The organism is Antarctobacter sediminis, assembly GCF_019218285.1.
In the GTDB taxonomy this organism is placed as follows: Bacteria; Pseudomonadota; Alphaproteobacteria; order Rhodobacterales; family Rhodobacteraceae; genus Antarctobacter; species Antarctobacter sediminis.
In genome coordinates this window covers 1,183,045-1,209,261 of sequence record NZ_JAHUZG010000001.1, presented here as the reverse complement: position 1 = coordinate 1,209,261, position 26,217 = coordinate 1,183,045, and the positions used below count along the sequence as shown (strand labels likewise).

25 protein-coding genes are annotated in these 26,217 nt (G+C 63.8%); 15 read left to right on the top strand and 10 right to left on the bottom strand.

Annotation, left to right across the window (positions count from 1 at the left end; all coding sequences use genetic code 11):
- Window positions 1-3 precede the first annotated feature (3 nt).
- From KJP30_RS05830 to KJP30_RS05800, 7 genes are all read left to right on the top strand, one after another.
- Complete coding sequence (locus KJP30_RS05830; RefSeq protein ID WP_218448042.1) at window positions 4-357, top strand: Mth938-like domain-containing protein; 354 nt, start codon at window positions 4-6, stop codon at window positions 355-357.
- A gap of 76 nt (window positions 358-433) precedes the next feature.
- On the top strand, window positions 434-1,045 hold the full coding sequence (ccmA, locus tag KJP30_RS05825) for a heme ABC exporter ATP-binding protein CcmA (protein WP_218448041.1): 612 nt from the start codon (window positions 434-436) through the stop codon (window positions 1,043-1,045).
- The gene (gene ccmB / locus KJP30_RS05820) at window positions 1,042-1,698 is read left to right on the top strand and encodes a heme exporter protein CcmB (RefSeq protein WP_218448040.1); all 657 of its coding nucleotides are present in this window, start codon (window positions 1,042-1,044) and stop codon (window positions 1,696-1,698) included. The genes ccmA and ccmB overlap by 4 nt, the downstream gene beginning before the upstream one ends.
- Before the next feature lie 72 nt (window positions 1,699-1,770).
- Window positions 1,771-2,520, top strand: a complete 750-nt coding sequence (locus KJP30_RS05815; protein ID WP_218448039.1) for a heme ABC transporter permease — start codon at window positions 1,771-1,773, stop codon at window positions 2,518-2,520.
- A complete protein-coding gene (gene ccmD / locus KJP30_RS05810; protein ID WP_218448038.1) occupies window positions 2,517-2,672 on the top strand; it encodes a heme exporter protein CcmD in 156 nt (51 codons plus the stop codon). Before KJP30_RS05815 ends, ccmD begins: the two co-directional genes overlap by 4 nt.
- Window positions 2,665-3,204, top strand: coding sequence for a DsbE family thiol:disulfide interchange protein (locus KJP30_RS05805; protein ID WP_218448037.1), 540 nt, complete (start codon window positions 2,665-2,667; stop codon window positions 3,202-3,204). Before ccmD ends, KJP30_RS05805 begins: the two co-directional genes overlap by 8 nt.
- A 114-nt stretch (window positions 3,205-3,318) precedes the next feature.
- Window positions 3,319-4,161 carry a c-type cytochrome gene (locus KJP30_RS05800; RefSeq protein WP_218448036.1) on the top strand — a complete coding sequence of 281 codons (843 nt, stop codon included), beginning with the start codon at window positions 3,319-3,321 and terminating at the stop codon, window positions 4,159-4,161.
- A 22-nt stretch (window positions 4,162-4,183) separates the two neighbouring features.
- Here KJP30_RS05800 and KJP30_RS25035 read toward each other — a convergent pair whose 3' ends face one another.
- Both KJP30_RS25035 and acnA read right to left on the bottom strand, forming a co-directional pair.
- A complete protein-coding gene (locus KJP30_RS25035; RefSeq protein WP_261332020.1) occupies window positions 4,184-4,315 on the bottom strand; it encodes a hypothetical protein in 132 nt (43 codons plus the stop codon).
- A 253-nt stretch (window positions 4,316-4,568) separates the two neighbouring features.
- Complete coding sequence (acnA, locus tag KJP30_RS05795) at window positions 4,569-7,313, bottom strand: aconitate hydratase AcnA (RefSeq protein ID WP_218448035.1); 2,745 nt, start codon at window positions 7,311-7,313, stop codon at window positions 4,569-4,571.
- Between the two features lie 333 nt (window positions 7,314-7,646).
- Between acnA and KJP30_RS05790 the strand changes: the two genes are divergently transcribed.
- Window positions 7,647-8,342 (top strand): DUF1223 domain-containing protein, encoded by a 696-nt coding sequence (locus KJP30_RS05790; protein ID WP_218448034.1) that lies wholly within the window; start codon window positions 7,647-7,649, stop codon window positions 8,340-8,342.
- On the opposite strand, the gene KJP30_RS05785 is transcribed toward KJP30_RS05790, so the two are convergent.
- Window positions 8,312-9,250, bottom strand: coding sequence for a lysophospholipid acyltransferase family protein (locus KJP30_RS05785; protein WP_218448033.1), 939 nt, complete (start codon window positions 9,248-9,250; stop codon window positions 8,312-8,314). The genes KJP30_RS05790 and KJP30_RS05785 overlap by 31 nt on opposite strands.
- 65 nt (window positions 9,251-9,315) lie before the next feature.
- Window positions 9,316-10,374, bottom strand: coding sequence for a FliG C-terminal domain-containing protein (locus tag KJP30_RS05780; RefSeq protein WP_218448032.1), 1,059 nt, complete (start codon window positions 10,372-10,374; stop codon window positions 9,316-9,318).
- Between the two features lie 200 nt (window positions 10,375-10,574).
- On the opposite strand from KJP30_RS05780, the gene KJP30_RS05775 reads away from it, so the two are divergent.
- Window positions 10,575-11,195, top strand: a complete 621-nt coding sequence (locus tag KJP30_RS05775; protein ID WP_218448031.1) for a response regulator — start codon at window positions 10,575-10,577, stop codon at window positions 11,193-11,195.
- A gap of 85 nt (window positions 11,196-11,280) precedes the next feature.
- Here the strand turns inward: KJP30_RS05775 and KJP30_RS05770 are convergent, their stop codons facing one another.
- Window positions 11,281-11,436: an adenylosuccinate lyase gene (locus KJP30_RS05770; protein ID WP_218448030.1), complete on the bottom strand. Its 156-nt coding sequence runs from the start codon at window positions 11,434-11,436 to the stop codon at window positions 11,281-11,283.
- Between the two features lie 131 nt (window positions 11,437-11,567).
- Entirely contained in the window at window positions 11,568-12,872 is a 1,305-nt protein-coding gene (gene purB / locus KJP30_RS05765; protein WP_218448029.1) for an adenylosuccinate lyase, read from the bottom strand.
- Window positions 12,873-13,091: 219 nt separating this feature from the next.
- On the opposite strand from purB, the gene KJP30_RS05760 reads away from it, so the two are divergent.
- The 3 genes from KJP30_RS05760 to KJP30_RS05750 all read left to right on the top strand — a co-directional run bounded on the left by KJP30_RS05760 (window position 13,092) and on the right by KJP30_RS05750 (window position 16,159).
- A complete protein-coding gene (locus tag KJP30_RS05760) occupies window positions 13,092-14,225 on the top strand; it encodes a sugar-transfer associated ATP-grasp domain-containing protein (RefSeq protein WP_218448028.1) in 1,134 nt (377 codons plus the stop codon).
- An 87-nt stretch (window positions 14,226-14,312) separates the two neighbouring features.
- On the top strand, window positions 14,313-14,714 hold the full coding sequence (locus KJP30_RS05755; RefSeq protein WP_218448027.1) for a DUF6314 family protein: 402 nt from the start codon (window positions 14,313-14,315) through the stop codon (window positions 14,712-14,714).
- Between the two features lie 140 nt (window positions 14,715-14,854).
- Complete coding sequence (locus KJP30_RS05750) at window positions 14,855-16,159, top strand: DUF3422 family protein (protein WP_218448026.1); 1,305 nt, start codon at window positions 14,855-14,857, stop codon at window positions 16,157-16,159.
- A 551-nt stretch (window positions 16,160-16,710) separates the two neighbouring features.
- On the opposite strand, the gene KJP30_RS05745 is transcribed toward KJP30_RS05750, so the two are convergent.
- The 4 genes from KJP30_RS05745 to KJP30_RS05730 all read right to left on the bottom strand — a co-directional run bounded on the left by KJP30_RS05745 (window position 16,711) and on the right by KJP30_RS05730 (window position 21,872).
- A complete protein-coding gene (locus KJP30_RS05745; protein WP_218448025.1) occupies window positions 16,711-17,763 on the bottom strand; it encodes a YeeE/YedE family protein in 1,053 nt (350 codons plus the stop codon).
- Window positions 17,764-18,093: 330 nt separating this feature from the next.
- Entirely contained in the window at window positions 18,094-19,071 is a 978-nt protein-coding gene (locus KJP30_RS05740) for an ABC transporter permease (protein ID WP_218448024.1), read from the bottom strand.
- Entirely contained in the window at window positions 19,064-20,071 is a 1,008-nt protein-coding gene (locus KJP30_RS05735) for an ABC transporter permease (protein ID WP_218448023.1), read from the bottom strand. The genes KJP30_RS05740 and KJP30_RS05735 overlap by 8 nt, the downstream gene beginning before the upstream one ends.
- Before the next feature lie 103 nt (window positions 20,072-20,174).
- On the bottom strand, window positions 20,175-21,872 hold the full coding sequence (locus KJP30_RS05730) for a peptide ABC transporter substrate-binding protein (RefSeq protein ID WP_218448022.1): 1,698 nt from the start codon (window positions 21,870-21,872) through the stop codon (window positions 20,175-20,177).
- Between the two features lie 248 nt (window positions 21,873-22,120).
- On the opposite strand from KJP30_RS05730, the gene KJP30_RS05725 reads away from it, so the two are divergent.
- The 3 genes from KJP30_RS05725 to argE are packed head-to-tail and all read left to right on the top strand — an operon-like array spanning window position 22,121 to window position 26,064.
- A complete protein-coding gene (locus KJP30_RS05725) occupies window positions 22,121-23,965 on the top strand; it encodes an ABC transporter ATP-binding protein (RefSeq protein ID WP_218448021.1) in 1,845 nt (614 codons plus the stop codon).
- Window positions 23,966-23,978: 13 nt separating this feature from the next.
- Complete coding sequence (locus KJP30_RS05720) at window positions 23,979-24,866, top strand: endonuclease/exonuclease/phosphatase family protein (RefSeq protein ID WP_218448020.1); 888 nt, start codon at window positions 23,979-23,981, stop codon at window positions 24,864-24,866.
- Window positions 24,867-24,903: 37 nt separating this feature from the next.
- Window positions 24,904-26,064: an acetylornithine deacetylase gene (argE, locus tag KJP30_RS05715; protein WP_218448019.1), complete on the top strand. Its 1,161-nt coding sequence runs from the start codon at window positions 24,904-24,906 to the stop codon at window positions 26,062-26,064.
- Window positions 26,065-26,217: the final 153 nt, after the last annotated feature.

Sequence of the window (26,217 nt, the reverse complement as noted above, 5' to 3'; positions counted from 1 at the left end):
GCCATGCGACTGAACGAGATCACATATGACGATGCCGTGCCGGTGGACGGCTATGGCCCGGGGTTCTTCCGCGTTGGCGGAGAAGTGCATCAGGGGCCGCTTCTGGTCTGGGACAAGGGCCGCGCCGATTGGGGCGGGCTGGAAGATTCCGATAGTCTGCTGAGCATGGCCGGTCTGGTCGACGTGGTCTTTGTCGGCACAGGGGCCGAGACGGCGCATCTGCCCTCGGGGTTGCGTGATCGTCTCGAAGAGGCGGGGCTGGGCGTCGAGGCGATGAACTCGCCTTCGGCATGCCGCACCTACAATGTGCTGTTGAGCGAAGGGCGTCGCGTCGCCCTTGCGGCGCTGCCGGTCTGACACAGCATCAGGGCATCGCGTCGCGGCAGACGCTTGGGGCTTTTGCGGGCGCGCCGCCTGCGCTAAGCCGCAAGACATGGATTTGACGGTCAAGGATCTGACGGTGGCGCGCGGCGGTGTGCCGGTGCTTGAAGGGGTCGGTTTCGCGCTGACGCCGGGGCGGGCACTGGTTCTGCGTGGCCCCAATGGCGCGGGCAAGACCACGCTTTTGCGGACAGTAGCCGGGCTGCAACCGGCGCTGGCCGGAGAGATTTCCGGCGCGGGCGAACGTATCGCCTATGCGGCCCATGCCGACGGGCTGAAATCCATGCTCAGTGTCAGCGAGAACCTGCATTTCTGGGCACAGGTCTTTGGTACCAGCGGCATTGACGATGCCTTGCGTGATTTCAACCTGACCGCACTGCAAGACCGGCTGGCCGGCACATTGTCCGCGGGGCAGAAACGGCGGCTTGGGCTGGCGCGTCTGATGGTGACGGGGCGGCCTGTCTGGGTGCTGGACGAGCCGACGGTGTCGCTGGATACGGCGTCGGTCGCCTTGTTCGCCGAGGCGGTGCGGCGGCATCTGGGGCAGGGGGGATCGGCGCTGATGGCGACGCATATCGATCTTGGGATCGAGGCAGAGGTGCTGGACATCGCCCCTTTTCGCGCAACGCCGCGGGCCGCCATTCAGGACGAGGCTTTCCTGTGATCGCGCTGCTGACACGTGACCTGCGCCTTGCGGTGCGCGCGGGCGGCGGCTTTGGCCTTGGGCTGGCGTTTTTCCTGATCGTGACCGTTCTGGTGCCTTTCGGGGTCGGCCCGCAGACCGATCTGCTGACCCGCATCGCGCCGGGCATTCTCTGGATCGGTGCGCTGCTGGCCTGCCTGCTGTCGCTGGACCGGATCTTTGCGCTGGACTGGGAGGACGGCTCGCTGGACCTGCTGGCCACCGCGCCCCTGCCGATGGAAGGCATCGTCAGCATCAAGGCGCTGGCCCACTGGATCACCACCGGGCTGCCGCTGGTTCTTGCTGCGCCCTTGCTTGGAGTGCTGCTGAACCTTGCCGGACCGGGTTATCTGTGGCTGTTCATCAGTCTCGCGCTTGGCACGCCGGCGCTGTCGGTGATCGGCACCTTTGGCGCGGCGCTGACCGTAGGCCTGAAACGGGGCGGTCTGCTGATGTCGCTGCTGGTGCTGCCGCTCTACGTGCCGACGCTGATTTTTGGGGCCGAGGTGGCGCGGCGCGGGGCCGAGGGGCTGGCTGTTCAAACGCCGCTATTGATGCTGGCGGGGATCAGTTTCGGGGTTGCGGCGCTGTTGCCCTTTGCCAGCGCCGCCGTCCTGCGGATCAACCTGCGGTGAGCGCGCCGGGGTGACGTATTGCACCCGCGCGATATTTGCGCTGTAACCGCTGGAAAGGGAGGCCAAGGACCTATGTCGATCTGGGAATACGCCAATCCGGTCAAGTTCATCCGCACCGCGGACAAGCTTTTGCCCTGGGTGTCGGTTGCCGCGGTGATCTGCCTTGTCACCGGGCTGGTCTGGGGGTTCTTCTTTACGCCGGATGATTTCCGGCAAGGGTCGACTGTCAAGATCATCTACCTGCATGTGCCCGCGGCCATGATGGCGATCAATGCATGGATGATGATGTTGATCGCCTCGTTGATCTGGATCGTGCGCCGCCATCATGTCAGCGCGCTGGCGGCCCGCGCTGCTGCGCCTATCGGTGCGGTCATGACGCTGATCGGGCTGGTGACCGGTGCGATCTGGGGGCAGCCGATGTGGGGCACATGGTGGGCATGGGATCCGCGCCTGACCGTCTTTCTGATCCTGTTCCTGTTCTACCTCGGCTACATGGCCCTGTGGGAGGCGATCGAGAATGACGATACCGCCGCCGACCTGACCTCGATCCTGTGCCTTGTCGGATCGGTCTTTGCACTGCTGTCGCGCTATGCGGTGCAATTCTGGAACCAGGGTCTGCACCAGGGGTCCTCGGTGCTGCGGGCCGGGGCGGTGACCGGGACAGACACGACCGAGAAAGTGTCGAACGTCTATTTCATGCCGCTCATGGTCTCCGGCATCGGCTTTGTGCTGTTGTTCATCGCACTGGTGCTGTTGCGGACGCAGACGGAAATCCGGGCGCGCCGCGCGCGTGCCCTGCTGGCACGGGAGCGCATGGCATGATGCCGGAACTTGGCAAATACGCGGGCACGGTGCTGTCCTCATACGCGGTGTCGTTGCTGTTGCTGGTGGTGCTGATCGTGGCCAGCGTCTGGCGGTCCCGCCGGATCCGAGCCGAACTGGAACGCATAGAGGAGCGTCAGAAGAATGGCTAAGCTGTCCCCTCTCATGGTGGCACCGCCGCTGATCTTTGCGGCCTTTGGCCTACTGGCCTATCTGGGCCTTGGGCGGGAAGATCCCGACCGGCTGGAATCCGTATTCGACGGCAAACCGGCCCCCGCAATGACCGATGCCGCGCTGCCGGGTTATGCCGCCGTCACACCCGAGATGCTGACCTCGGGCGAGGTGACGCTGGTCAATTTCTGGGCCAGCTGGTGTCCGCCGTGCCGTGTCGAACATCCCGTGCTTCTCAAGATGCAGGCAGAAGGTGTGCGCATCATCGGCGTGAACATGAAGGATCAGGCCGGCAACGCCACGAAGTACCTGGCCGACGACGGCAATCCCTTCATGGCGGTGGCTTTTGATCCCGCCGGGCGCACGGCCATTGACTGGGGGGTGACCGCGCCGCCGGAAACCTTCATCCTCGACGGGGACGGCACCGTTCTGTTCAAATTCGTTGGTCCGCTGGTGGGCTCGGATTATGAACAGCGCTTTGTCCCGAAGCTGAACGAGGCGCTGGGGCGCTGACGCGCTGACGCGGACAAAAAGATTTCCCTGAGAGACCGGTTTGAATCGCGCTACACTGGCGGCAGGTGCCAGTGAACAAGTGGTTCAACAAAAAGATTTCTCAGGGAGAGGGATATGATCCCCAGATTGACAACGCTTTGCGCGGCGCTGGCCTTGACTGGCGCGGCTGTGCAGGCCGAACCCAGCCTTGACCGGGGCCGCTATCTTGTCGAAGGGCCGGCGGGGTGTGGAAACTGCCATACACCGATGGGACCGGATGGCCCGGTCATGGCGCAGAACCTTGGCGGACGGCTGGTTGAAAAGAACCCCGCCTTTACCGCCATTGCGCCGAATATCACCCCGGCGGGCGCCATTGCCGATTGGACGGATGCTGAACTGGTGCGGGCGATCCGTGAAGGGCTGCGCCCGGACGGATCGTTGATCGGCCCGCCAATGCCCTTTGCCATGTATCGTGGCCTGTCGGATGACGATGTGATGAGCATGGTCCTGTACCTGCGCAGCGTTCCGGCCGTCGACAATGATCCGGGGCAGAGCAGCTATAACATCCCGCTGCCGCCTGCCTATGGCCCGCCGGTCGAAAGCGTGCCGCATCCCGAACAGGGGGTCAGCGTGGCCTATGGTGCCTATCTTGCCGGGCCGGTGGCCCATTGCATGGAATGCCATACGCCGATGGGAGAGAAAGGCCCGATGCTGGACAGTCGACTTGGCGCGGGCGGGTTCGAATTCCACGGCCCCTGGGGCACTTCGGTGGCGTCGAACCTCACAAGCCACGAAGACGGTCTGGCGGGTTACACGGACGCGGAACTGGCGGATATGATCACCAAGGGCATGCGACCCGGCGGGGCGCCGATGATGCCGCCCATGCCCTATGGTTACCTTGCGCAGATGAGTTCGGATGACCTCGCGGCGGTCATCATGTATCTGCGCAGCCTGCCTGCACTGCCCGACGAAGGCTGATCGCCCGGCAAGCTGCGGCCTGTCAGAGGTCGCAGCTTTCCATCGCGGCGGCGGTTTTCGCGCAATCCGGTGCGGTCGTGTCCTGCCCGGCGTAGGCACCGATCACGGCCAGCATCAACAGGACGGCGGCCTGGATAACGGTAAGTGTTTTCATGACTCTGCCTCGTGTCTCTTTGTGACCTATGACATGGGGCCACGAGGATGAAATACACGGGGAAAGATCCGTCGCGCAGGTCAGGAAAACCCGCAATGAGAGGCATTTGCGCGGAAATCGGCGTGGGTGCCCAATCAAGAGGCGGATCGCTGCCTGTTTCCTGATCCGCAGGGGCGCGGACAAAGAAAAAGCGCCCCGCGAAGGGGCGCTTTGGAGGAGCCGGGTCAAGCCCGGCTCGGGGTCACATGCGGTCTCAGGAGGCCGCGAGGTTGCGCAGCACGTAGTGCAGAACGCCGCCGTGCTCGATGTATTCCACCTCGATGGCGGTATCGATCCGGCATTTCAGCGTGATCTCTTTCGACGTTCCATCCGCGTAGGTGATGGTGCAGGGCACCTCTTGCAGCGGCTGCACGGTGTCCAGACCGGAGATCGACACGCTTTCGTCACCCTTCAGGCCCAGCGATTTGCGGGTATCGCCGCCGGTGAACTCGAAGGGGATGACGCCCATGCCGACGAGGTTGGACCGGTGGATCCGCTCGAAGGATTCAGCGATGACCGCCTTGACGCCCAGAAGCGCCGTGCCCTTGGCCGCCCAGTCACGCGAGGAGCCCGCGCCGTACTGTTCGCCGCCGAAGATCACCAGCGGGGTGCCGGCGTCCTTGTAGGCCATCGCGGCATCGTAGATCGAGGTCTGGTTGCCGTCGGGGCCCTTGGTGTAGCCACCTTCGACGCCGTCCAGCATCTCGTTCTTGATGCGGATGTTGGCAAAGGTGCCGCGCATCATGACTTCGTGGTTGCCGCGGCGCGACCCGTAGGAGTTGAACTCGCGCACCGGAACCTGACGCTCGACCAGATACTGACCGGCGGGTGTGGTTTCCTTGAAGGAACCGGCCGGCGAGATGTGGTCGGTGGTGATCATGTCACCCAGCAGGGCGAGGACGCGGGCGCCTTCGATATTGGTGATCTCACCCTTTTCCTTGCCCATCCCCTGGAAGTAGGGCGGGTTCTGGATGTAGGTCGAGGTCGCCGGCCAGTCATAGACTTCCTGCTGCGGAACTTCGACGCCCTGCCATTTCTCGTCGCCCTTGAAGACGTCGGCATATTTGGACTGGAACGCCTCGCGGGTGACGGTCTGTTCGACCAGATCCGCAACTTCCTGCGTGGTCGGCCAGATGTCTTTCAGATAGACGTCCTTGCCGTCCGGCGTCTGGGCGATCGGCTCGGAGGTGATGTCGATGTTCATGTCACCGGCCAGCGCATAGACCACGACCAGCGGCGGCGACGCCAGATAGTTGGCGCGCACGTCCGGCGAAATCCGGCCTTCGAAGTTGCGGTTGCCCGACAGGACCGAGGTGGCGATCAGGTCGTTATCGTTGATCGACTTCGAGATCTCCGGCTGGAGCGGACCCGAGTTGCCGATGCAGGTGGTGCAGCCGTAACCCACGAGGTTGAAGCCGACCTTGTCCAGATCTTCTTGCAGGCCAGCGGCCTCGAGGTAGGCGGACACAACCTGCGACCCCGGTGCCAGCGAGGTCTTGACCCAGGGTTTGCGGGTCAGGCCAAGGGCCGCGGCCTTGCGTGCCACAAGGCCCGCGCCGATCATCACGTAGGGGTTCGAGGTGTTGGTGCAGGAGGTGATCGAAGCGATCACAACCGAGCCGTCGCGCAGTTCATAGTCTTCACCCTCGACCTTGGCGGTCTTGTGGATGTTGACGGGCTTGGCGGTGGCGGGGCCTTCGGCTGCCATGTCCTTGGCGTCGCCCGAGATGTCGATGCCACGGAAATCGGCCACGACCTTTTCAAAGGCGGGGGCGGCGGCGGTCAGGGCAACGTAGTCCTGCGGACGCTTGGGGCCCGAGATCGCCGGAACGATCGTGCCCATGTCCAGTTCCAGCGTGTCGGTGTAGACCGGGGCGTAATCGTCGCCGCGCCAGAAGCCGTTTTCCTTGGCATAGGCTTCGACCAGCGCGATGCGCGCCTCGTCACGGCCGGTGTTGCGCAGGTAACGCAGGGTTTCGCCGTCAATCGGGAAGAAGCCGCAGGTGGCGCCGTATTCCGGGGCCATGTTGGCGATGGTGGCACGGTCTGCCAGCGGCAGCTTGTCCAGGCCTTCGCCGTAGAATTCCACGAACTTTCCGACAACGCCCTTGGCGCGCAGCATTTCCACGACCTTCAGCACAAGGTCGGTGCCGGTGGTGCCTTCGACCATGGCGCCGGTCAGCTTGAAGCCGATGACCTCGGGGATCAGCATCGAGATCGGCTGACCCAGCATCGCGGCCTCGGCCTCGATGCCGCCCACACCCCAGCCCAGAACGGCCGCGCCGTTGACCATGGTGGTGTGGCTGTCGGTGCCGACCAGCGTGTCGGGATAGGCGACGGTTTCGCCGTTCTGGTCCTCATCGGTCCAGACGGTCTGGCTGAGGTATTCCAGGTTCACCTGGTGACAGATGCCGGTGCCCGGGGGAACCACGCGGAAGTTGTTGAACGCGGTCTGGCCCCACTTGAGGAACGTGTAACGCTCCATGTTGCGCTCATACTCGCGGTCCACGTTCATCTGGAAGGCGCGCGGGTTGCCGAATTCGTCGATCATGACCGAGTGGTCGATGACCAGATCGACCGGGTTCAACGGGTTGATCTTTTGCGCGTCGCCGCCAAGCGCCTTGATGCCGTCGCGCATCGCGGCAAGGTCGACCACGGCGGGAACGCCGGTGAAGTCCTGCATCAGAACGCGTGCGGGGCGATAGGCCAGTTCACGGTCGCCTTTGCCGCCGTTCTTGGCCCAGTCGCTGAAAGCCTTGATGTCGTCGACGGTGACGGTCTTGCCGTCCTCGAAGCGCAGCATGTTCTCCAGCACCACCTTCAGCGCGGCGGGCAGTTTCGAGAAATCGCCAAGGCCCGCGGCCTCGGCTGCCGGGATCGAGTAATAGGCGACGGTCTGGCCGCCGGCCTCGAGCGTCTTGCGCGTGCCCGCGCTGTCATGGCCTACGGTGATGGTCATGGGCAATGCCTCCGATGGGGTGACGAATTGGGTTCTTGGCCCCCTCTTGCCGAAAGCAGGTGAGTCAATCAAGGGGGGTGCGTCGTTTTTGTATACCGTTGCACACAATTTTCACCCCGCTTTGGCGCGGCCTGCTGCCGATGCTTGTCCTTCGGGGCCGCGCAGGCGGCGCGTGGCCGGAGATGCGACGCTGGCATAAAGTGACGGCGGCCGGTCGATCGTGGGCTGGCGCCGTGCGAAAACTGTCACGTTATCTCCCAAAACCTTGATTGGCGTTGAAGAACAGGCTTGGGTAGACGAGTGAGGGGATGAACTGACAAAGGCACGGACTGGATGCGGGGAATTGCGGGAGTTTTGGCGGCGGGCTGGATCGCGCTGGCAGGGGCGGTCGGCGCCCAGGAATCGCCGGTTGTGGTCGAACTCTTCACCTCGCAGGGGTGTTCCTCCTGCCCGCCCGCCGACGCGATCCTTGCCGAACTCAGTGAACGGGACGATGTGATCGCGCTGGCGCTGCATGTGGATTACTGGGATTACATCGGTTGGAAAGATGCCTTTGCCCAGCGTGCCTTTACGCTGCGGCAAAAAAACTACGCCCGCACCGGCGGCTGGAAACGGATCTACACGCCTCAGATGGTGGTGAACGGCGAGGATGACGTTGTCGGCTCGCGCCCCATGAAACTGTCCAAGTTGATCAGCAAACATGCGGCGAAACCGTCGCATGTGGATCTGGCCGTCACCCGCGACGGGGATGACATCGTAATCAAGGCCACGGCACTGGACGCCCTGCGCCCCTGCGACATTCACGTGGTGCGCTATGATCCGGCGCAGAAGGTCGCGATCACGCGGGGCGAAAACGCCGGGCAGACGCTGACCTATACCAATATCGCCCGCGATTGGACGGTGGTGACACGTTGGGACGGTCAGGCCCCCTACGAAGGCCGCGTCAAGGTGGGGGAGGGCGCGCCCGTGGTCGTGCTGGTGCAGGACCCCAAGAACGGTCACATCGTGGCGGCGGCGCGCTTGCGCTGACGTTTCATCTGGCGCTTGGGTTTCCAGCGGCGGTGAATCCAGAACCACTGTGAGGGATCGTCCTCGATTCGTGCCTCCAGCCTTTCGGTGAGGCTGCGCATCATGTCCTCGGGCGGGGCCTCGGGGATCGGCTCTTCGAAAATCGCGTCAAAGCTGATGCCATCGGCCCGGCGGATGCCGAAGAACGGCACCATCAGCGCACCGGTCCTCAGGGCGATTTCGGCCGCCGAGGTCAGTGTCGGCGCGGGTTGCCCCATAAAGTCGATGGGAAGCCCGGCGCTGTCGTAGACGTCGAACAGCAGCACGCCCATGCCGCCCGCCTTGATGTGTTTGAGCAAGCCCATGGTGCCACGCCGCCCCTGTTCAAAGACCGGATCGCTGAGCGCGTGCATGTTGGCCGCATAGTGGCTGTTGAAATAGGGGTTGGCCATGGGCCGATACAGCCCGCCAATCCGCCAGCCCCGCGCCACCAGCGCCGCGCGCGGCGCTTCGAAATTGCCGTAATGCCCGGTGACAAAGAGGATGGGGCGCCCCTCGGCCCGGGCGGCTTCGATCGCGGGCAGGCCGGGGCCGGTGATGGGCGCGTCCTTCATCCGGGCCAGCAGGCCTTGCGGATCGTAGTTTTCGATCATGGTGCGGCCGGCGTTGTCGGCCACCTTGCGGGCGATCCGGCGGCGTTCGTCCTCGGGCATGTCGGACCAGATGTGGCCAAGGTTCGCCATGGCGCGCGCCTGCCAGCCCGCCAGCGGGGCCACCACGCGCGCCATCATCCCGCCCATCAGGCCCAGTCGCACCCGCAGGGGCAGGCGCAGGGCGCACCAGATCAGTGCGCGGATGGCGCGGTCGGTTGCCCGATCCTGCCAGTCCACGCGGGGTTTCTGCTCTTTTGTCTTGCCTTTGTTCGTCACGCCCGCTGTCCGCTGTGGTCCGGGGGTTATGTACGCCCCGACCGGCGGCGCGGCAAGCGGCGCGCCTATTCTTCGTCCGGGTTGACCAGTTCGATTTCGCCGACCGAGACAAGATCTCGGATCGCGCCGACCACCGCGGCCATGGCCCGCTCCCCGGGTTTGGCCTTGACCTCACCCAGTGCCGCGGCCTCTTCGCGGATGTTTTCTCCAAGGCGTTTTGACATGTTGTCGTAGAGGAATTCGACCGCTTTCTGTTCTTCGGGGGCGCCATTCCCCGCCGCCGCCATCGCCATGGCCAGCATGTCGGGGGCCACGTCGCGCGTGATCTTGGGCACATCAATCGGGTTCAGCCGTTCCGGGATGTTGGCGAAGGTAAAGATCGCCTTTCGCACCGCCTCGGCAAAGACGGCATCCTCTTGTTCGAGGTTCTGCAACAGCTCTTCGCGGACATTGGTGTTCGAATAATTGAGGATCGCGCCCAGCCGTTCGTCGGGCCGTGCCTTGAAGGCCTTGGGCGGCTCGGCATCCACCTGCGCGGCCAGCGACAGGCCGATCCGGTCCACCGCATCAGGGGTGACACCGGTTGTCATCGACACCGCGTAGGAAATCCGCCGTGCCTTGTCGCCGGGCAGTTTCGCCAGCACCTGCGCGGCCTTGCCCACGTCGATCTTGGACATCATGACGGCGGCGATTTCCGTGCTTTCGGACATCACCAGATCCTTGATCCGGTCGATGTCCAGCGCGTTGATCCGGGCCCAGGGATCGCCGGTCTGGCGGACGCCGGCCTCTTTGCGCAGGCGCATCGCGGTGTGGGGGTTGATCTTGCCATCCAGCGCGGACAGCGCGCCCGCCATGTCACCGGGAAAGGACAGGCCGACCGATTCCAGTTCGTTCGAGAACTCCTCGACCACGGCGTTCAGGGTTTCGCGGTCGACGTAACGCATGTTGCCCAAAAGCATGGTCAGCTCGGCCTGATATTCATCCGGCAAGGCGGACAGCGGGACATCGGCCCCTTCGTTCAGCAGGAACTGAACGATGATGGCGGCCTTGGCCTTGCGGCTGAGACGCGGCTTGCCACCGGGAACGGCGGCGGCAGGAGCAGGCAGGGCAGCGAGGGCAGACATGCGTTTCTTTCCGACCATGTTGTTGGGTATTGAAGACAGGGTTAGCGCGACAAGGTTTCCGGCCCGTTAAGCCTGATGCCCGGAAAGGCGGTGCGAAATATCTGCAATTGTTGCTAAATTTCCCCGACAGGTTAAGCGCCCGTCAATCGTGGGCGCGCAGCCTGACCGGCAAGGATGCAAAAGATGGACGGATGCGGACCATGATGCAGGACCCGGGGGCAGAGCAGGCGGTTGCGACCTGTCTTGTGGTCGATGACGATACGTTTGACCGTAACATGATCAAACGCTGCGTCAGCCGCGAACGGCCGGGGCTGCGGATGTATGAATGCGCCACTCTGGCCGAGGCACGGGCCTTTCTGGATCAGGGGCGGGCTGACCTGATCCTGATCGACAACCGCATGCCTGACGGGCTGGGATCGGAATTTGCCCGCGAACTGCGCGCCGACCGCCGACTATCGGACACGATGATCTGTGTGGTGACCAATGACGATCCGCGGCAACTGGACGGGTCCGTGGCGGCGCTGTCCAAGGATCATCTCTCGGCGCGGTCGATCTGGGATATGACCGGCGCTTTTCTGTCCCAGCGCCGGATCCTCAAGGACAGCGAGGCGGCGCAACTGGTCAGCGATTTCAGCGACCGCATCAGCACCGATCTTGCGCCGGCGGTGTCTCGGATGCTGCGAACGTTGCGCATGGCCCGCGCGCGGCTGTCCCGGCGCGATCCGCAACAGGCGCAGGATGAACTCGACAAGCTGGAACAGATGCTGCTGGCCTTGTCTGACATGGCCGATGGGGCCGGGGAGCACCGCCGCGCCCGATAGCCGCGCATAATCGCGAATAAAAACGGGCAGCCGCAGAGGGCCGCCCGGGTCGTGTGACCAATTGTGCATGCGGGGCGCAGGTGGATCAGCTTGCCACCAGCACGCAGGCTTTCTTTTCGGTGTCGTAGGTCATGCCGTCGGCACAGCTCATGGCCTGTTCGGTATGGTCAAAGCAGGCTGCGATCGCCAGCGCCGGAGAGAGGGCAATTGCGGCCGCGGCAAGAATGGTCTTCAGCGTCATCTTCAAAGTCCTCCTGTTGCGAATACCCGGAAAGGTAGCACGCAACAGGAACACGACAAAAACAAACTTGCGGCGGAGGCCCCCGCCACCGGCAATGCGAACCGGCCCGCCTGTTTGGCGGGCCGTGTCACTCAGTCGCCAAAAACGCGGGCAAAGATCGTGTCGACATGCTTGGTGTGATAGCCAAGGTCGAATTTCTCGTTGATCTCTTCCTCGGAGAGCGCGGCGCGCACCTCTTCGTCGGCCAGCAGTTCCTCGCGGAAATCGGTGCGGTGATCCCAGACCTTCATGGCGTTGCGCTGCACCAGCCGATAGGCGTCCTCGCGGCTGACACCGGCCTGCGTCAGGGCCAGCAGCACACGCTGCGACATGACCAGCCCGGGGAACTTGTTCATGTTGTCCAGCATGTTCTGCGGATAGACCAGCAGTTTGTCGATCACCGAGGTCAGGCGCGCCAGCGCGAAATCCAGCGTGATCGTCGCATCGGGGCCGATGTTGCGTTCGACCGAGCTGTGCGAGATGTCGCGCTCGTGCCAGAGAGCCACGTTTTCCATGGCCGGCACCACGGCCATGCGCACAAGGCGGGCAAGGCCGGTCAGGTTCTCGGTCAGCACCGGGTTCTTCTTGTGCGGCATGGCGGACGAACCCTTTTGCCCCATCGAGAAGAATTCCGCCGCTTCCAGCACCTCGGTGCGCTGCATGTGGCGGATTTCCACCGCGACGTTTTCAATCGACGAGGCGATCACGCCCAGCGTGGCGAAAAAGGCGGCGTGGCGGTCACGCGGGATGACCTGCGTGCTGATCGGTTCGGGCACAAGGCCCAGCTTGTCGCAGACATGTTCCTCGACCGCCGGGTCGATGTTGGCGAAGGTGCCCACGGCGCCGGAAATCGCGCCTGTTGCGATCTCTGCCCGCGCATCGCGCATCCGCGACAGGTTGCGGTCCATCTCGGCGTAGAAGCGCGCGAAGGTCAGGCCCATGGTGGTGGGTTCGGCGTGGATGCCGTGGCTGCGCCCGATGCGGACCGTGTCCTTGTGTTCGTAAGCGCGGCGCTTCAGCGCCTCCAGCAGGCCTTCGAGATCCTTGATCAGAATGTCGCTGGCGCGCACCAGTTGCACGTTGAAACAGGTGTCCAGCACGTCCGAAGAGGTCATGCCCTGGTGGACGAAGCGCGCCTCGTCGCTGCCGACATGTTCGGCGAGGTGGGTCAGGAAGGCGATGACGTCGTGCTTGGTCTCGCGTTCGATTTCATCGATGCGGTCGATGTCGAACTCCACGTCCTTGGCCTTCCACACGGCCTCGGCGTTTTCCTTGGGGATCACGCCCAGCTCGGCCTGCGCGTCGCAGGCATGGGCCTCGATCTCGTACCAGATGCGGAACTTGGTCTCGGGGCTCCAGATGGCGACCATCTCGGGGCGGGAATAGCGGGGGATCATGGGCAGCCTCTTGCGGTGACTCTTGATCAGCCCGCTCATAGGCAAGGACAGGCCGCGCTACAATGCGACATGGACTGTCGCGACGAATTGTCGGTGCAAAATTGTCCCCTGATCGGAAACGAAAACGCGATTTATCCGAAAATTGTTCTGACTGCGCCAAGGATTTGCCTCAATTCGGCAGCACTTCGAAGGAAAGAAGATAAAATTCGGAGCAGTTCAATGACCACAGCCGTCGCAAGCCCCACCTCCATCGTTCAGCGTGACCGCGCACAATGGTCCAAAAAGCTGGACGCCAATGTGTCGGGTCTGATCCTGCATGCGTCGCGGCAGAGCGGCCGTAACCCGGCCGGTATCGCGCTGGAGATGATGCGGGCGAAACGCGGCAAGGCGCGCATCTTTTTCGACGAATACGTCAAGTTCGGCCTCTTCGACAAGGCGATCCAGGGCGAGGCCCGGGAAGCCTTTGTCGGGGCCCGTGTCCAGAACGATGTCATCCACCAGTGCAATGACACCTCGTGGTTTGCCGTGACCGAGGACAAGTGGCTCAGCGGCCGCGTATTGGCCGAGGACGGCATCGCCGCCCCCCAGACCCGCGCCATCGTCGATCCCGGCACACGGCGATACGCCGGCGGCACGGTGCTGCGGTCGGCGGAGGATCTGCGTGACTTCCTGCTGGGCGGCGTCGAACTGCCCCTGTTCGGCAAGCACAACCGCGGGCTGATGAGCGTCGGCGTCTTTATGATCGAAAACGCGGACCAAGAGATGGTCTACCTGCGCGAACAGGGCGGCATGACCTATCACAAGTTCTTTGAACATGTGATCGGCAAGGACGCGTTCCTGCTGCAAGAGGTGGTCGAAAACTGCGCGTTCATCCGTCAGTTCACCAGCGCCGCGGCCACGGTCCGCATGGTCAGCATGTTGAGCGACGACGGTTTGTACGTGCCCTCCGCAGTTTTGAAATTGCCCACCTCGCGCAACCTTGCGGACAATTTCTGGCGTCCCGGCAACCTGCTGTGCAACATCGACCCGGAAACCGGCCAGGTGCTGCGGCTGGTGGCCCATGACGGTCCCGGCCTGAAAGAGCTAAAGACCCACCCCGAAACCGACGCCCCTCTGGTGGGCGAGACCCTGCCGCATTGGGATCGGGTGCTGGAGGTGAACGCGCGGGTGACTGAACTGCACACACCGCTCAAGTATCAGAGCACCGATATCTGCATCACCGATGACGGTCCCGTGGTTGTCGAAGTCAACGCCGGATCGTCCTTCAGCCTGCCGCAATATGCCAGCGGCAAGGGGTTCCTGACGCCCAAGGTCCGCGGAATCTTTCAGGGCTGGGGTGTGACGGCGGTCTGACCCGAACGCTGCTGACACAGGCCGGACGGTGCCCTTGACCGGGGTGCCGTCTTTCGCGATTCTGGGGGCCGTCGACAGGGGGCAGGCGTGCCAGGCAAAGAATTACGAGACTTCATCGGGACATGGTCCGTCGCGCGCGAGATCCGACAGGATGACGGCACCGAGGGGCGCTTTGACGGCAGCGCCAACTGGCGCGCAGTTCCCGAAGGCGCGGTCTATTCCGAAAAAGGCCAGTTCATGCTGGCCGGGCAGGGGCCGTTTCTGGCCGAACGGTGCTATCGCTGGGGTCCGGATCTGACGGTGTATTTCGAAGACGGGCGCCTGTTCCACAACGTGCCGCCCGGCGGCGGCGAGGTTGGCCATTGGTGCCCGCCGGATCAATATGACGGGGCCTATGACTTCACCGATTGGCCGGTCTGGCGGGTGCGTTGGCGGGTGCAGGGGCCCCGCAAGGCCTACGAAAGCTTCACCACCTATTCCCCTACGTAAGGGGCAACCACATGATTCGGCTGGGAAACCTGTCGGTATACGGTGGTATCCCCGTAAGATGTTGAAAAGGCAAGTTATTTGCCCTTTACTTTGCAGTCGCAGCATAAGATGTTGCGCCCGACACGCCGGAGCCCACGCCCATGCCCCCGATCCAGGACCACCCGCTGCGCTACAAGCTGGCAAATGAACTGCACGCGCGTCCCTTTCCGTCGCTGACGGCGCCTTGCCGGGCGATCTATCTGGCGATCAAACAACCGCGGGACGCGGCCTCACGCGATCGCAGCGCCGATCTGGCCCATCTGACCGATCTTCTGGACCGTCACGAAGCCCCGCATCCGCAACCGGGGGCCACGCATTATCAGGGGCAGATTGGCCAGTACCGCCTGAAATGGGAACAGCACACCGAATTTGTGACCTACACGGTGTTTCTTCCCGGTCTGGGTGAGCGGCCCTTTGACCCGATGGATTTTGACGTTTTCCCGGCAGACTGGCTGGCCCGCGCACCCGGCGTGCGTGTGACATCGGCCATGTTGCGGATCGACACCCGCGCCGAGGGAGATGACGCCACGATCAGCCGTCAACTCAATGACTGGCTGGTGCCCGAAAGCATCGCGGTCAGCGAGGTGATCGACGGCGATGCGGTCATCGCCGGGGATTTCCGCATCGACCCGGCCGGCCATCAGCGCTTTGCCGTCTTTACCCGCGAAGGCATCGGCCAGCGGCGCATTGGACGTATCGTGCAGCGCCTGTGCGAGATCGAGACCTACAAGGCCATGTCGATGCTGGGGTTCACCCGCGTGCGTGAGATCTCGGCCCGCATGGGGCAGATCGACAACGAGCTGACGCGGTTGATGCAGGTCATGACCGATGAGGAAGGGCAGGAGGAAAGCACGCTGAAATCGCTGCTCAAGGTCTCGGCCGAGCTGGAAAGCCTGTCGGCGCGGATGTCCTTTCGCCTGGGCGCGACAGGGGCCTATGAGGCCATCGTCGGTCAGCGGATCGAAGTCTTGCGGGAGGAACGGTTCCAGGGGCGGCAGACCTTCTCGGAATTCATGATGCGGCGTTACGATCCGGCCATGCGCACGGTCAAGAGCGCCGAGTTGCGGCTGGAGAGCATGACCAACCGGGCCACCCGCGCCGCGGATCTGTTGCGCACCCGGGTTGAGGTTGGCCGGTCGGCGCAGAACCAGCAATTGCTGGAAAGCATGGACCGGCGGGCAGAGTTGCAGTTGCAGCTGCAAAAGACGGTCGAGGGCCTGTCGGTGGTGGCGATCAGCTATTACGCGGTCTCTTTGGCGGGATACCTTTTGTACCCGGTGGCGGAACTGATGGCGATGAGCAAAGGCATGATGACGGCGCTGGTCACGCTGCCCGTGGTGTTGATTGTCTGGCTGATGATCCGCCGGATCCGCCACCACGTCGAAGGCACGGGCCCGGATTTGTAAGGGGCCCGGCGGGACGGGACTGTTTGCGGCTTTGCCGCAAAGGCGCCCGCCCGCCGGCCCTTTGCGCGGCGCCTTCGGCGCCGTTTGCTGCTTCGGGATTCACCAGGGAACAGGCGCGCCATGATCCCCGGACCCAACCCTCGCTTTTCTGAGGGCCTGGGCCAGACCGTGCCCCGATGCAAGGACAAGCCACGCGATGCGTGGGGCTGCGCCTCCTTGCATCGCGCCCCGGTCTGGCCCTGATCGGCCTCAAGCGAGAGATGGCTCCGGGGAACATGGCTGAGCACCGGTCCACCGAAGGTGGCAATCTGTCCGGGGGACAGATTGAGGTGCGAAGGGGCGGAGCCCTGGCCCGAAGGGAGCACCGGTCCACCGAAGGTGGCAATCTGTCCGGGGGACAGATTGAGCGGGCAACGGGCGGAGCCCAAGAGGTGCGAGGAGGGGCGGGGTTGGCCCGAAGGGAGCACTGGTCCTCCGAGGGACAGGGCCCTGTGGGGAAAAGGAAAACGGCCCCGGAAATCCGGGGCCGTTTGTCTTGGGGGGCGTTTGTGTTACTCGGCCGGTTGCAGTGCGGCCCCACGCGGGGCCGCAGTCAGCAGCGCGTTGGTTAGCAGGCCGCCGGCGGCGATGGCGGCCAGCGCCAGAAGGGCCGCGACCGAGAGGGTCGGCACGCCCGAGAGACCCGCGCCCACGGTGCAGCCACCGGCCAGCACACCGCCCACGCCCATCAGAGCGGCCCCGGCAAGGTAGCGACCGGTTTCGGCCGGACTGGTAAAGCTCTGCCACTGGAAGCGGCGCGCCGCCAGCGAAGAGAGCAAGGCGCCCAGCAGCACGCCTCCCACGAGACCCACGCCAAAGTTCGCCGGGATCGAGGTGGAAGCGACGGTGAAGAACAGTGTATCGGCCCAGGTCGAGGTGAAGGCGAGGCTTTCCATCGCGATCGGGTCGAAATCATCGTAGAGGATAAAGCCGGTACCGACCCAACCCAAGGGCACCAGCGCGCCGATCAGCGCGCCGCCCACCAGCGCCTGCCAGCGGTTGCCCGAGCGCAGCGCAAATGCCAGCGCGGCAAGGGCGATCACTGCCGCCCAGAGCGTCGCGCCACCGGGCAGGGCGGCAAGGCTGACGTTGTCGCCCAGCGGAACGGTGGTTTCCGCAAGCGTCACGCGCAGCGGTGCCAGCACGCCTTTCAGCGTGGCATGGGCGACCACGGCAAAGACCGCCAGCACCGTCAGCGCCCGCAGGTTGCCGGAGCCGGTCAGCACCGTCAGCCGCGAGACGCATCCGCGTGTCAGCACCATGCCGGCGCCGAACAGCGCACCGCCCACGAGGATCGCGGCAATCGGCAGGTCAGGGGCGAAGAACCGGTGATCCTCGAAGGTGATCCATTCCATCGCCACCGCGCCTTGGGTGCCCAGAACGGCCACGGCCAGCGCAGTCAGCCAGACGCCCATGGCGGCGCGTCGATCTTCGCCCACCAGCCCGCGCCGGAAACAGAACCGCGTGCGCTCGGCCAGCAGGCCGAAGACCGCGCCAAGGATCAGGGCGAACCAGACCACCACCTGCGGGGCGGTCAGCTCTTCAAAGCCGAGGGTTTCAAACATGGCAGACTCCGCGATTCAGGAATTTTTTTCCAAATGAGGGCGAAGTTGCCGGCTTGCAAGCACTGGTTCTTTAGGGGTGCGGAGTCCTGCCGGAACGCTTTTCCGAAACAGGGTTTGGGAGTGGAACAACCTGACCACACGCCTTGCGTCGGGCCATGCGCCTGTTCGGGGCGTGGGCCGGGCCGCGGGCGGCTTATCCTTTTTTTACCATCATGGCCGACAAGGCCCGTGCGGCACGGGTTTTGGCGGGATGTCGATGCACGGGAGAAGGGTAGGGCCAAGGCCCGAACCGCGCCCGATGCCCTGCGCGGGCACCGGGCGGGGGAGTGTTCAGCGGCCGCGAATGCGCGGATCCAGCGCGTCGCGCAAACCGTCGCCGAGGTAGTTCACCGACAAGACGGTCAGCGAGATGGCGATGCCGGGCAGCAGGACGCGTTCGGGGAATTCCTCCATCCGCACCACCGCGTCGGCCAGCATCTTGCCCCAGGTGGGGAAGTCCGACGGAAAGCCGACGCCAAGGAAGCTCAGCGCCGATTCCGTGATGATCGCCGTGGCCAGACCCAGCGCCGCCGAGACCATGATCGGAGACAGCACGTTGGGCAGCAGGTGCCGCCGGATGATCTTGCCCTGCGTGGTGCCGATGGACCGCGCCGCCAGCACGAACTCGCGTTCCTTGATGGCAAGGATGTCGCCGCGCACAATCCGCGCCGTGGGCATCCATGACGTGATGGCGATCATGGTGACGATCAGGATGAACATCCCGCCCTCTGGCCCGAAATTCGCCCTTAGCGGTTGTCGGAACAATGTCACGGCCAGCAAGAGCAGCGGCAGGATCGGCAGCGACAGGAACAGGTCCGTCGTCCGCATCAGGATGCCGTCCAGCTTTTTGAAATAGCCGGCCATGACGCCGACCGCCGTGCCGATCACAAGGCTGAGGATCATCGCAGCCCAGCCCACCGCCATCGAGGCGCGGCCCCCGGCGATCATCTGCGCCAGCTGATCCCGGCCCAGCTGGTCCGAGCCGAAGGGCTTGATCCACCCGGTCTTGGCATCGGAATCCCAGAGTGCCACGTAAATCGGGCGATAATCCTTGTTGCGGATGTCGATCTTTTGCGGATCCACCTGATAGAGCCACGGCCCCACCAGCACCGCCAGCGTGATGAAGATCAGGAAACCAAGGCCGAACATCGCGCCCTTGTGCTTGCGGAATTGGTCCCAGACGTCCCTCCCGCGAGAGCGGGGCGGTTTCGACGGGCCCTTGTCCTGAAGCGCCTCGATGGCCTGAATGGATGCGTTTGTCTCAGTCATAGCGGATCCTCGGGTCAAGCAGGCCGTAGAGGATGTCGGCGATCAGGTTGAAGAGCACGATCAGCACGGCAAAGATGAAGGTCAGCGTCATGACCATCGGCAGATCGTTGGCAAAAAGCGCGGTGATCAGCAACTGGCCGATCCCGTTCACCTTGAACACGTTTTCGGTGATGATTGCGCCGCCAAAGATCGACGGGATCCCCAGCGCGATCACCGTGACCACCGGGATCATCGAATTGCGGACCACGTGGACGTTGACGACGATGGCTTCGCTCAGGCCCTTGGCGCGGGCGGTGCGCACATAGTCCTGATTGAGGTTGTCCAGCATCGAGGCGCGCATGTAGCGGCTGAGCTGCGCGGTGATCTGCAAGGCCAGGACCATCACCGGCATGACCATCTGCAAAAGCTGCACCTTGAAGCTGGCCCAGTCGGTGACCTGATGCGTGGTGTCGTAGATCGAGGGGAACCAGCCAAGCTGGACCGAAAAGATCACGATCAGCAGCGGACCGGTGAAGAAGGGCGGGATCGAGAACCCGATCATCGTCACGAAGGTGCCCGCCTGATCAAAGACCGAATACTGCCTGTAGGCCGAATAAACCCCGACCGGAATGGCGATCAGGATGGCCACCACATAGGCGGTGCCCACCACCCACAGCGTCTGGGGAATGCGCTGGATGATGATGTCCATGACCGGCGAACGGGTCTGCCAAGAGATCACGCGCTGCGCGCCCTCTGTCATGTTCGTGCCAAAGGCCCAGTCGATAAAGACCTTGGGTTCCGTCCAGAAGACCTGAACCAGCCATTTCCAGTATTGGACCAACGGCGGTTCGCCCAGGCCAAGCGCCTCGCGCATCTTCTGTTTCACTTCCGGCGGAACGGTCAGCGGAACCTGCGCCATGGGATCGCCGGGGGCGAGCTGAAGCAGCATGAAAATGACGAAACTGATGAAGAGAAGCGTCGGGATCGAAAGGATCAGACGTCGCGTCGCATAGGAGAGCATCTAGCGCCTCTGATTATTGCGGCTTGGGGCCGGGGGCAGGCCGGGCCGGAGTGGGTCCGGCCTGCGGAAGGGGCGCGACGGGCGCGCCCCGGCTGTCACGCGATCAGTCGATCCGGTACCAGTCGGCAACGTTCCACAGCTCGGAGTCCCAGACGTTCAGGACAACGCCGCCAAGGCTGTTGGAATGCGCCGAAAGACGGCCGCGGTGAACCAGCGGGATCATCGCGCCGTTTTCGATCGCCATGGCGCTCAGCTCGCGGCCGATGCGCTGGCGTTCCGCCATATCCGCGGTTTCCGACAGCTTCTTGTGCAGGGCATCGTATTCTTCCATGCAGAAGCGGCTGATGTTTTCACCCTGCCACTGGGTTTCCGGACGCGGAGCCTTGTCGCACAGACCGTTGCCCAGGTAGGCCTGCGGGTCGGTGCCGTTGAAGGTGTTGGCGTACATTTCCACGTCGGCATAGAACTTCTGGAAGGTGTCGGGCGAACCGGCGTCCCCACCGAAGAAGACCGAGGCGTCGATCGAGCGCAGCTCGACTTCCATGCCGATCTGTTCCCACCAGTCCTTGATCAGCGCCTGGAAGTCCTGACGGACGGCGTTGACGGAGGTTTGGTAAACGATCGACAGCGGCACGCCGTCCTTTTCACGCACGCCGTCGCCATCGGTGTCGACGATGCCCGCCGCGTCCAGCAGCGCCTTGGCACCTTCAAGATCCTGCACGTCGCAGCCATCGAAGGTCGAGGCAAAGGCTTCGGGTGCGGGGACCCAGGAACAGCCGATCTTGCCGGCCTGACCATAGCCGATTTCCACCAGCAGCGGACGGTCGATGGCCATGGACATCGCCTTGTAGACCGCCGGATCGCCAAGGAAGGGGTGCGGGCGCACGACCGAGCGTTCGTCCGGGCCAAGCGCCGGATCGGGGTTGGTGTTGTTCAGCATGATGCGTTCCAGCAGCGGGCCAAAGCCTGCGACCGGCACACCCTTGCCGCCTTCTTCCATCTTGGCGATGACATCGGGCGCCAGCTGAAGGTTCCAGGCGTAATCGAATTCGCCGGTTTCCATCACGGCTGTGCCCGCCGCAGCCGCCGAACCGCCGCCCTTGAAGGTCACGGTGGCAAAGGCCGGCTTGGCCGGGTCACGATAGTTGTCGTTGGCCTTCATGGTGATCACGTCGTTCGGCTTGAACTCGGTGACGACAAAGGGGCCTGTGCCGATGGGGCCAAAGTTCTGCTCGGTGCAGGTCGAGGCCGCTGCGCCGACACAGCTTTCGAACTGGGCCTTCTGAAGGATCGGGCTTTCACCGCCCACAAAGGGGCCATAGGGGTTCGGGGTCGCGCCTTCGAAGGTGACCACGACGGTCAGCGCATCCGGGGTTTCGACGGATTTCACACCTTCGAACTTGGTCAACTGGGCGCAGCCGCCTTCGGGGTGGGTGCAATATTCATAGGTGAACTTCACGTCCTCGGAGGTGAAATCCGACCCGTCCGACCATTTCAGACCCGGGGTGATTTTCCAGGTGATGGTGGTCAGATCCTCGGAGACGCCGCCATTGGCCACGGTTGGCACTTCGTCCACCAGCCAGGGCACCAGTTCGCCCTTTTCGTTGTAGCGCGCCAGCGGTTCGATGATCATGGACGAGGATTCAACGTCCTTGGTGCCGCCCGACAGGAACGGGTTCAGGATCGACGGTGCCTGCCAATACAGGATCTTGACGTCGCCGTCCGACGCCCGCTCGGCAAAAGCGGCGGGAGCCAGTGCAAACGTGGCAACGGCCCCGAGCATCAGGGTCTTGAGCTTCATGCTAATTCTCCATGTTGGGTGGACCAGGTAAGCCCCGGTCCTTTTTGGTTTCGGTGGGATGGTCGGACACTCGTCCCGGCGATTTCAATACCGAACCGGGCAAAGTTGATCTGTTCCCCCCACTCTGACCCCATCGAAGCGTGACGCTGCGCAAAAAGCAAGCATTGCCTAGCGTAAAAGCACGGCAGGTCTTTACAGGGGCTTCCCGCAGCCCCTAGCCTCATCCCCCAAGACGAAGGGGAGCGCATATGCTGGACAGTGCACCGAACACCGCGACCGCCGGGCCCATCGCCCGGATCGAGAAACTGCGGGTCGAGTTCCAGACCAAGGATGGCCCGGTGGTGGGCGTGGAAGATGTCAGTTTCGACATCGGACCGGGGGAAACCGTTTGCGTGGTGGGCGAATCCGGCTCGGGCAAATCGGTGTCCTCGCTGTCGCTGATGCGGCTGGTGGAATATGGCGGCGGCGATATTGCGGGCGGACGGTTGTTGTTCGACCGCAAGGAGGGCGGGCAGGTCGACCTGCGCACCATGGATCAGAAACACATGCGCGACATTCGCGGCAATGAGATCGGCATGATCTTCCAAGAGCCGATGACCGCGCTGAACCCTGTCTTTTCCGTGGGCCGGCAGCTGACCGAGGGCCTGCGCGTGCATCGCGGCATGTCCAGAAAACAGGCAGAGGCCCGCGCCATCGAATTGCTGCGCGAGGTGCGCATCCCCGAACCGGAGCGGCGCCTGAAACAATATCCGCACGAACTTTCTGGCGGGATGCGTCAACGGGTGGTGATCGCCATGGCCATGGCCTGCAAGCCGCGCCTGTTGATCGCTGATGAACCGACCACTGCGCTGGACGTGACGATTCAGGCGGAAATCCTTGCACTGATGGATCGCCTGAAACGCGAAACCGGTACGGCGGTGATGTTCATCACCCACGACATGGCCGTCGTGGCCCAGATGGCCGACCGCGTTGTCGTCATGTTCCGCGGCAACAAGGTCGAGGAAGGCACGGTCGAAGAGATCTTCGAAAACCCGCAGCATCCTTATACACAGGCGCTGTTGGCGGCGGTGCCCAAGCTGGGCGAGATGACGGGCACGGACCTGCCCGAACCGATGAAACTGGTGGGCCGCGACGATCAGAAGATCGCACCGATCCCCGGCACCGATGAACCGCTGCTCCGGGTCGAGGGGCTGACCACGCGGTTTCCGGTCAAGGGCGGTTTCTTCCGTCGCACGGTGGCCAATGTCCATGCGGTCGAAGATGTCTCCTTCACGCTCAACAAGGGCCAGACGCTCAGCCTTGTCGGCGAATCGGGGTGTGGCAAATCCTCGGCCGGGCGGTCGATCCTGCGGCTGGTCGAACCGCTCAAGGGCAAGATCGACCTTGGCGGAACCGATGTCATGGCCCTGTCGCCCAGCGGGCTGCGCGAGGCGCGGCGCGACATGCAGATGATTTTTCAGGATCCTTTTGCCTCGCTGAACCCGCAGTTGCAGCTTGCCGATCAGGTGGCCGAACCGATCCACAATTACGGCATCGACACCGGCAGTGCGGTTCATGACCACGTGGCAGAACTGTTCGACCGGGTGGAATTGCCGCGCAGCTTCATGCGCCGCTATCCGCATGAACTTTCGGGCGGTCAGCGGCAGCGGATCGCCATCGCCCGCGCGCTGGCGCTGCGGCCCCGGCTGATCGTGGCAGACGAGGCCGTCTCGGCGCTGGATGTTTCGGTGCAGGCGCAGGTCATCAACCTGATGATGGAACTGCAATCGGACCTTGGGTTGGGTTATCTCTTCATCAGTCACGACATGGCGGTAGTCGAACGGGTCAGCCACAGGGTCGGGGTCATGTACCTTGGCCGCATCGTCGAACTTGGCCCGCGCCGCGCGGTTTTCGAAGATCCGCAGCACCCCTATACCCGCGCCCTGATGAAGGCGGTTCCCATCGCCGACCCGCGCCAGCGCAAGTCGGAAAAGGATCTGAACTTCAAACCGATTCCCTCGCCGATCCACCCGGTGGGCTATGAACCGGCACCCTCGGAATACAACGAGGTCAGCCCGGGCCATTTCGTGCTGACCACCGACAGCGGTTACTGAACGGAGAGAGGGAATGCGCCACGCGGCTGTCTTGCTGATGCTGATGGCCGCCCTGCTGGCGGGATGCGCGCGGCCCGTATCTCTGCCGCGACCCGCCCCCGATGCCCTGCGCGTGGCCAGCCATAACGTCCATTTCATTCGCATGACCGAGGCGCGCGGCCCTTGGTCGGTGGCCGATTGGCACAGCCGCAAACACGCGCTTGACGCGGTGTTCAAAGAGGCTGGCGCGGACCTGATCGCCTTTCAGGAAATGGTCAGCATCGGCCCGGACGAAAACCGCGACGTGAACCTTGCGCGTGACTGGCTGTTGGCGCGCAACCCGGGGTACGGGCTGGCGGCGACGGGCGACTGGCGCAGTTTCCCCACGCGGCAGCCGATCTTCTACCGGCAGGACCGACTGCGCCTGCTGGATCACGGCTGGTTCTTCTACGACGCGCCCGAGGTCGTGGCCCGGGACCGCCAGCGCCGTGGCTTCTGGCTGTATTATGCCTCTTGGGCCGAGTTTTCCGCCCCCGGCCAAGGCCAGCGCGCCTTCCGGGTCTACAATGTGCATTTCCACTTTCTCGACGCGGCCAAGCGGCGTCACGCGGCACGGCAACTGGCGGCCCATGTGCAACCGGCGCTGGCGGCGGGCATGCCGGTGCTGGTGCTGGGGGACATGAACGCTCTGGCGGGCTGGCGGACGGTTCGGATCCTGCGTGACGCCGGGCTGGAAATTGCCGATCCGCCGGGGGGCAGTTTCCACTTCAACCGCGGGCTGCACATCCTGCCCGCCATCGACCGGCTGGGCCGCGCCCCGAATGTGACCCTGCTGGGCGGACCATGGGCCCTGCGCGGCCAAAGGGCCGGGGACTGGCCATCGGACCATTATCCGGTGGTTGCGGACATCGCCGTGCCGTGACAGGCATTGTGAAAGGATCCCCGAACACGAGGTGCCCATGGGCGAGCTGCTCTCTCCGCGCGCGCTGCTGGACAAGCTGGTCAGCTTTCCAACCGTCAGCCGCGACACCAACCTGCCTCTGATCGACTGGGTCGAGGATTACCTTTCCGGCCATGGCATCACTGTGCATCGCCACGTCAAACCGGACGAGCCGGAAAAAGCGGCGCTTTTTGCCCATGTCGGCCCCATGGTCGAAGGCGGCGTCATCCTCTCGGGTCATACGGACGTGGTGCCGGTGGACGGTCAGAACTGGTCCGGCGATCCCTTCACAGTGACCGAAAGGGACGGGCGGCTCTACGGGCGCGGCACCACCGACATGAAAGGCTTTGATGCACTGGCGATCTGGGCGCTGGTCGAGGCCCATCGCCGCGGTGTCACGCGGCCCTTGCAGATCGCGCTGTCCTATGACGAAGAGATCGGCTGTGCCGGTGCGCCGCCGCTGATCGAAGCGATGCAGGTGCTGCCCCGCGCAGAGGACGTCATCGTGGGCGAACCGACGATGATGAAGGCGGTGACAGGCCACAAGGGCGGCGTCACCTACTGGGTGCATGTGCATGGGTACGAGGTGCACAGCTCGCTCCTGCATACCGGCGTCAGCGCCATCATGTGGGGCGCAAAGATGATCGACTGGGCCAACCGGCTGAACGACGAACTTCAGGCCGCTGACCCCACCGGCATGGCGGGCCTTTTCGATCCGCCCTACACCAATGTCCACGTCGGCCAGATACACGGCGGAACGGCACATAACATCGCCGCCAAGGACTGCGAATTCGGCTTTGGCTATCGCGTTGTGCCGGGCGAAAGCCTCGACCAATGGCGCGACCTGACCGAAGCGAAAGTCGCGGAACTGACCGCGGGTATGCAGGCGATCCGCCCCGAGGCAAGAATCGAGCTGACGGAGAAATTCAACCTGCCCCCCTTCGCCCCGGAACCGGACAACACCGCCGAAGCGCTTGTCCGCCGTATCACAGGCGATAACTCCGAAAACTTCGTCAGCTACGGCACCGAGGCCAGCCACTTTCAGGCGGCGGGCTACAAAGCCGTGGTCTGCGGCCCGGGAAGCATCACCGTGGCCCACCAGCCGGATGAATACATTACGCTCGCACAGTTTTCCGAAGGGCAAAGGTTCATGGAACGACTGCTGGAATCGCTTGGCTGAGCGGTGGGTGAGGGGGCGCTGCCCCCTCTTGGCCTGACGGCCAATTCACCCCCGGGATATTTTCCGACAGAAGAAAACAGAAGGCTTCGGTCTTGGGCTTCTTCTGTCCGGAAATATCCCGGGGGAGCCGACCGAAGGGAGGCGGGGGCAGAG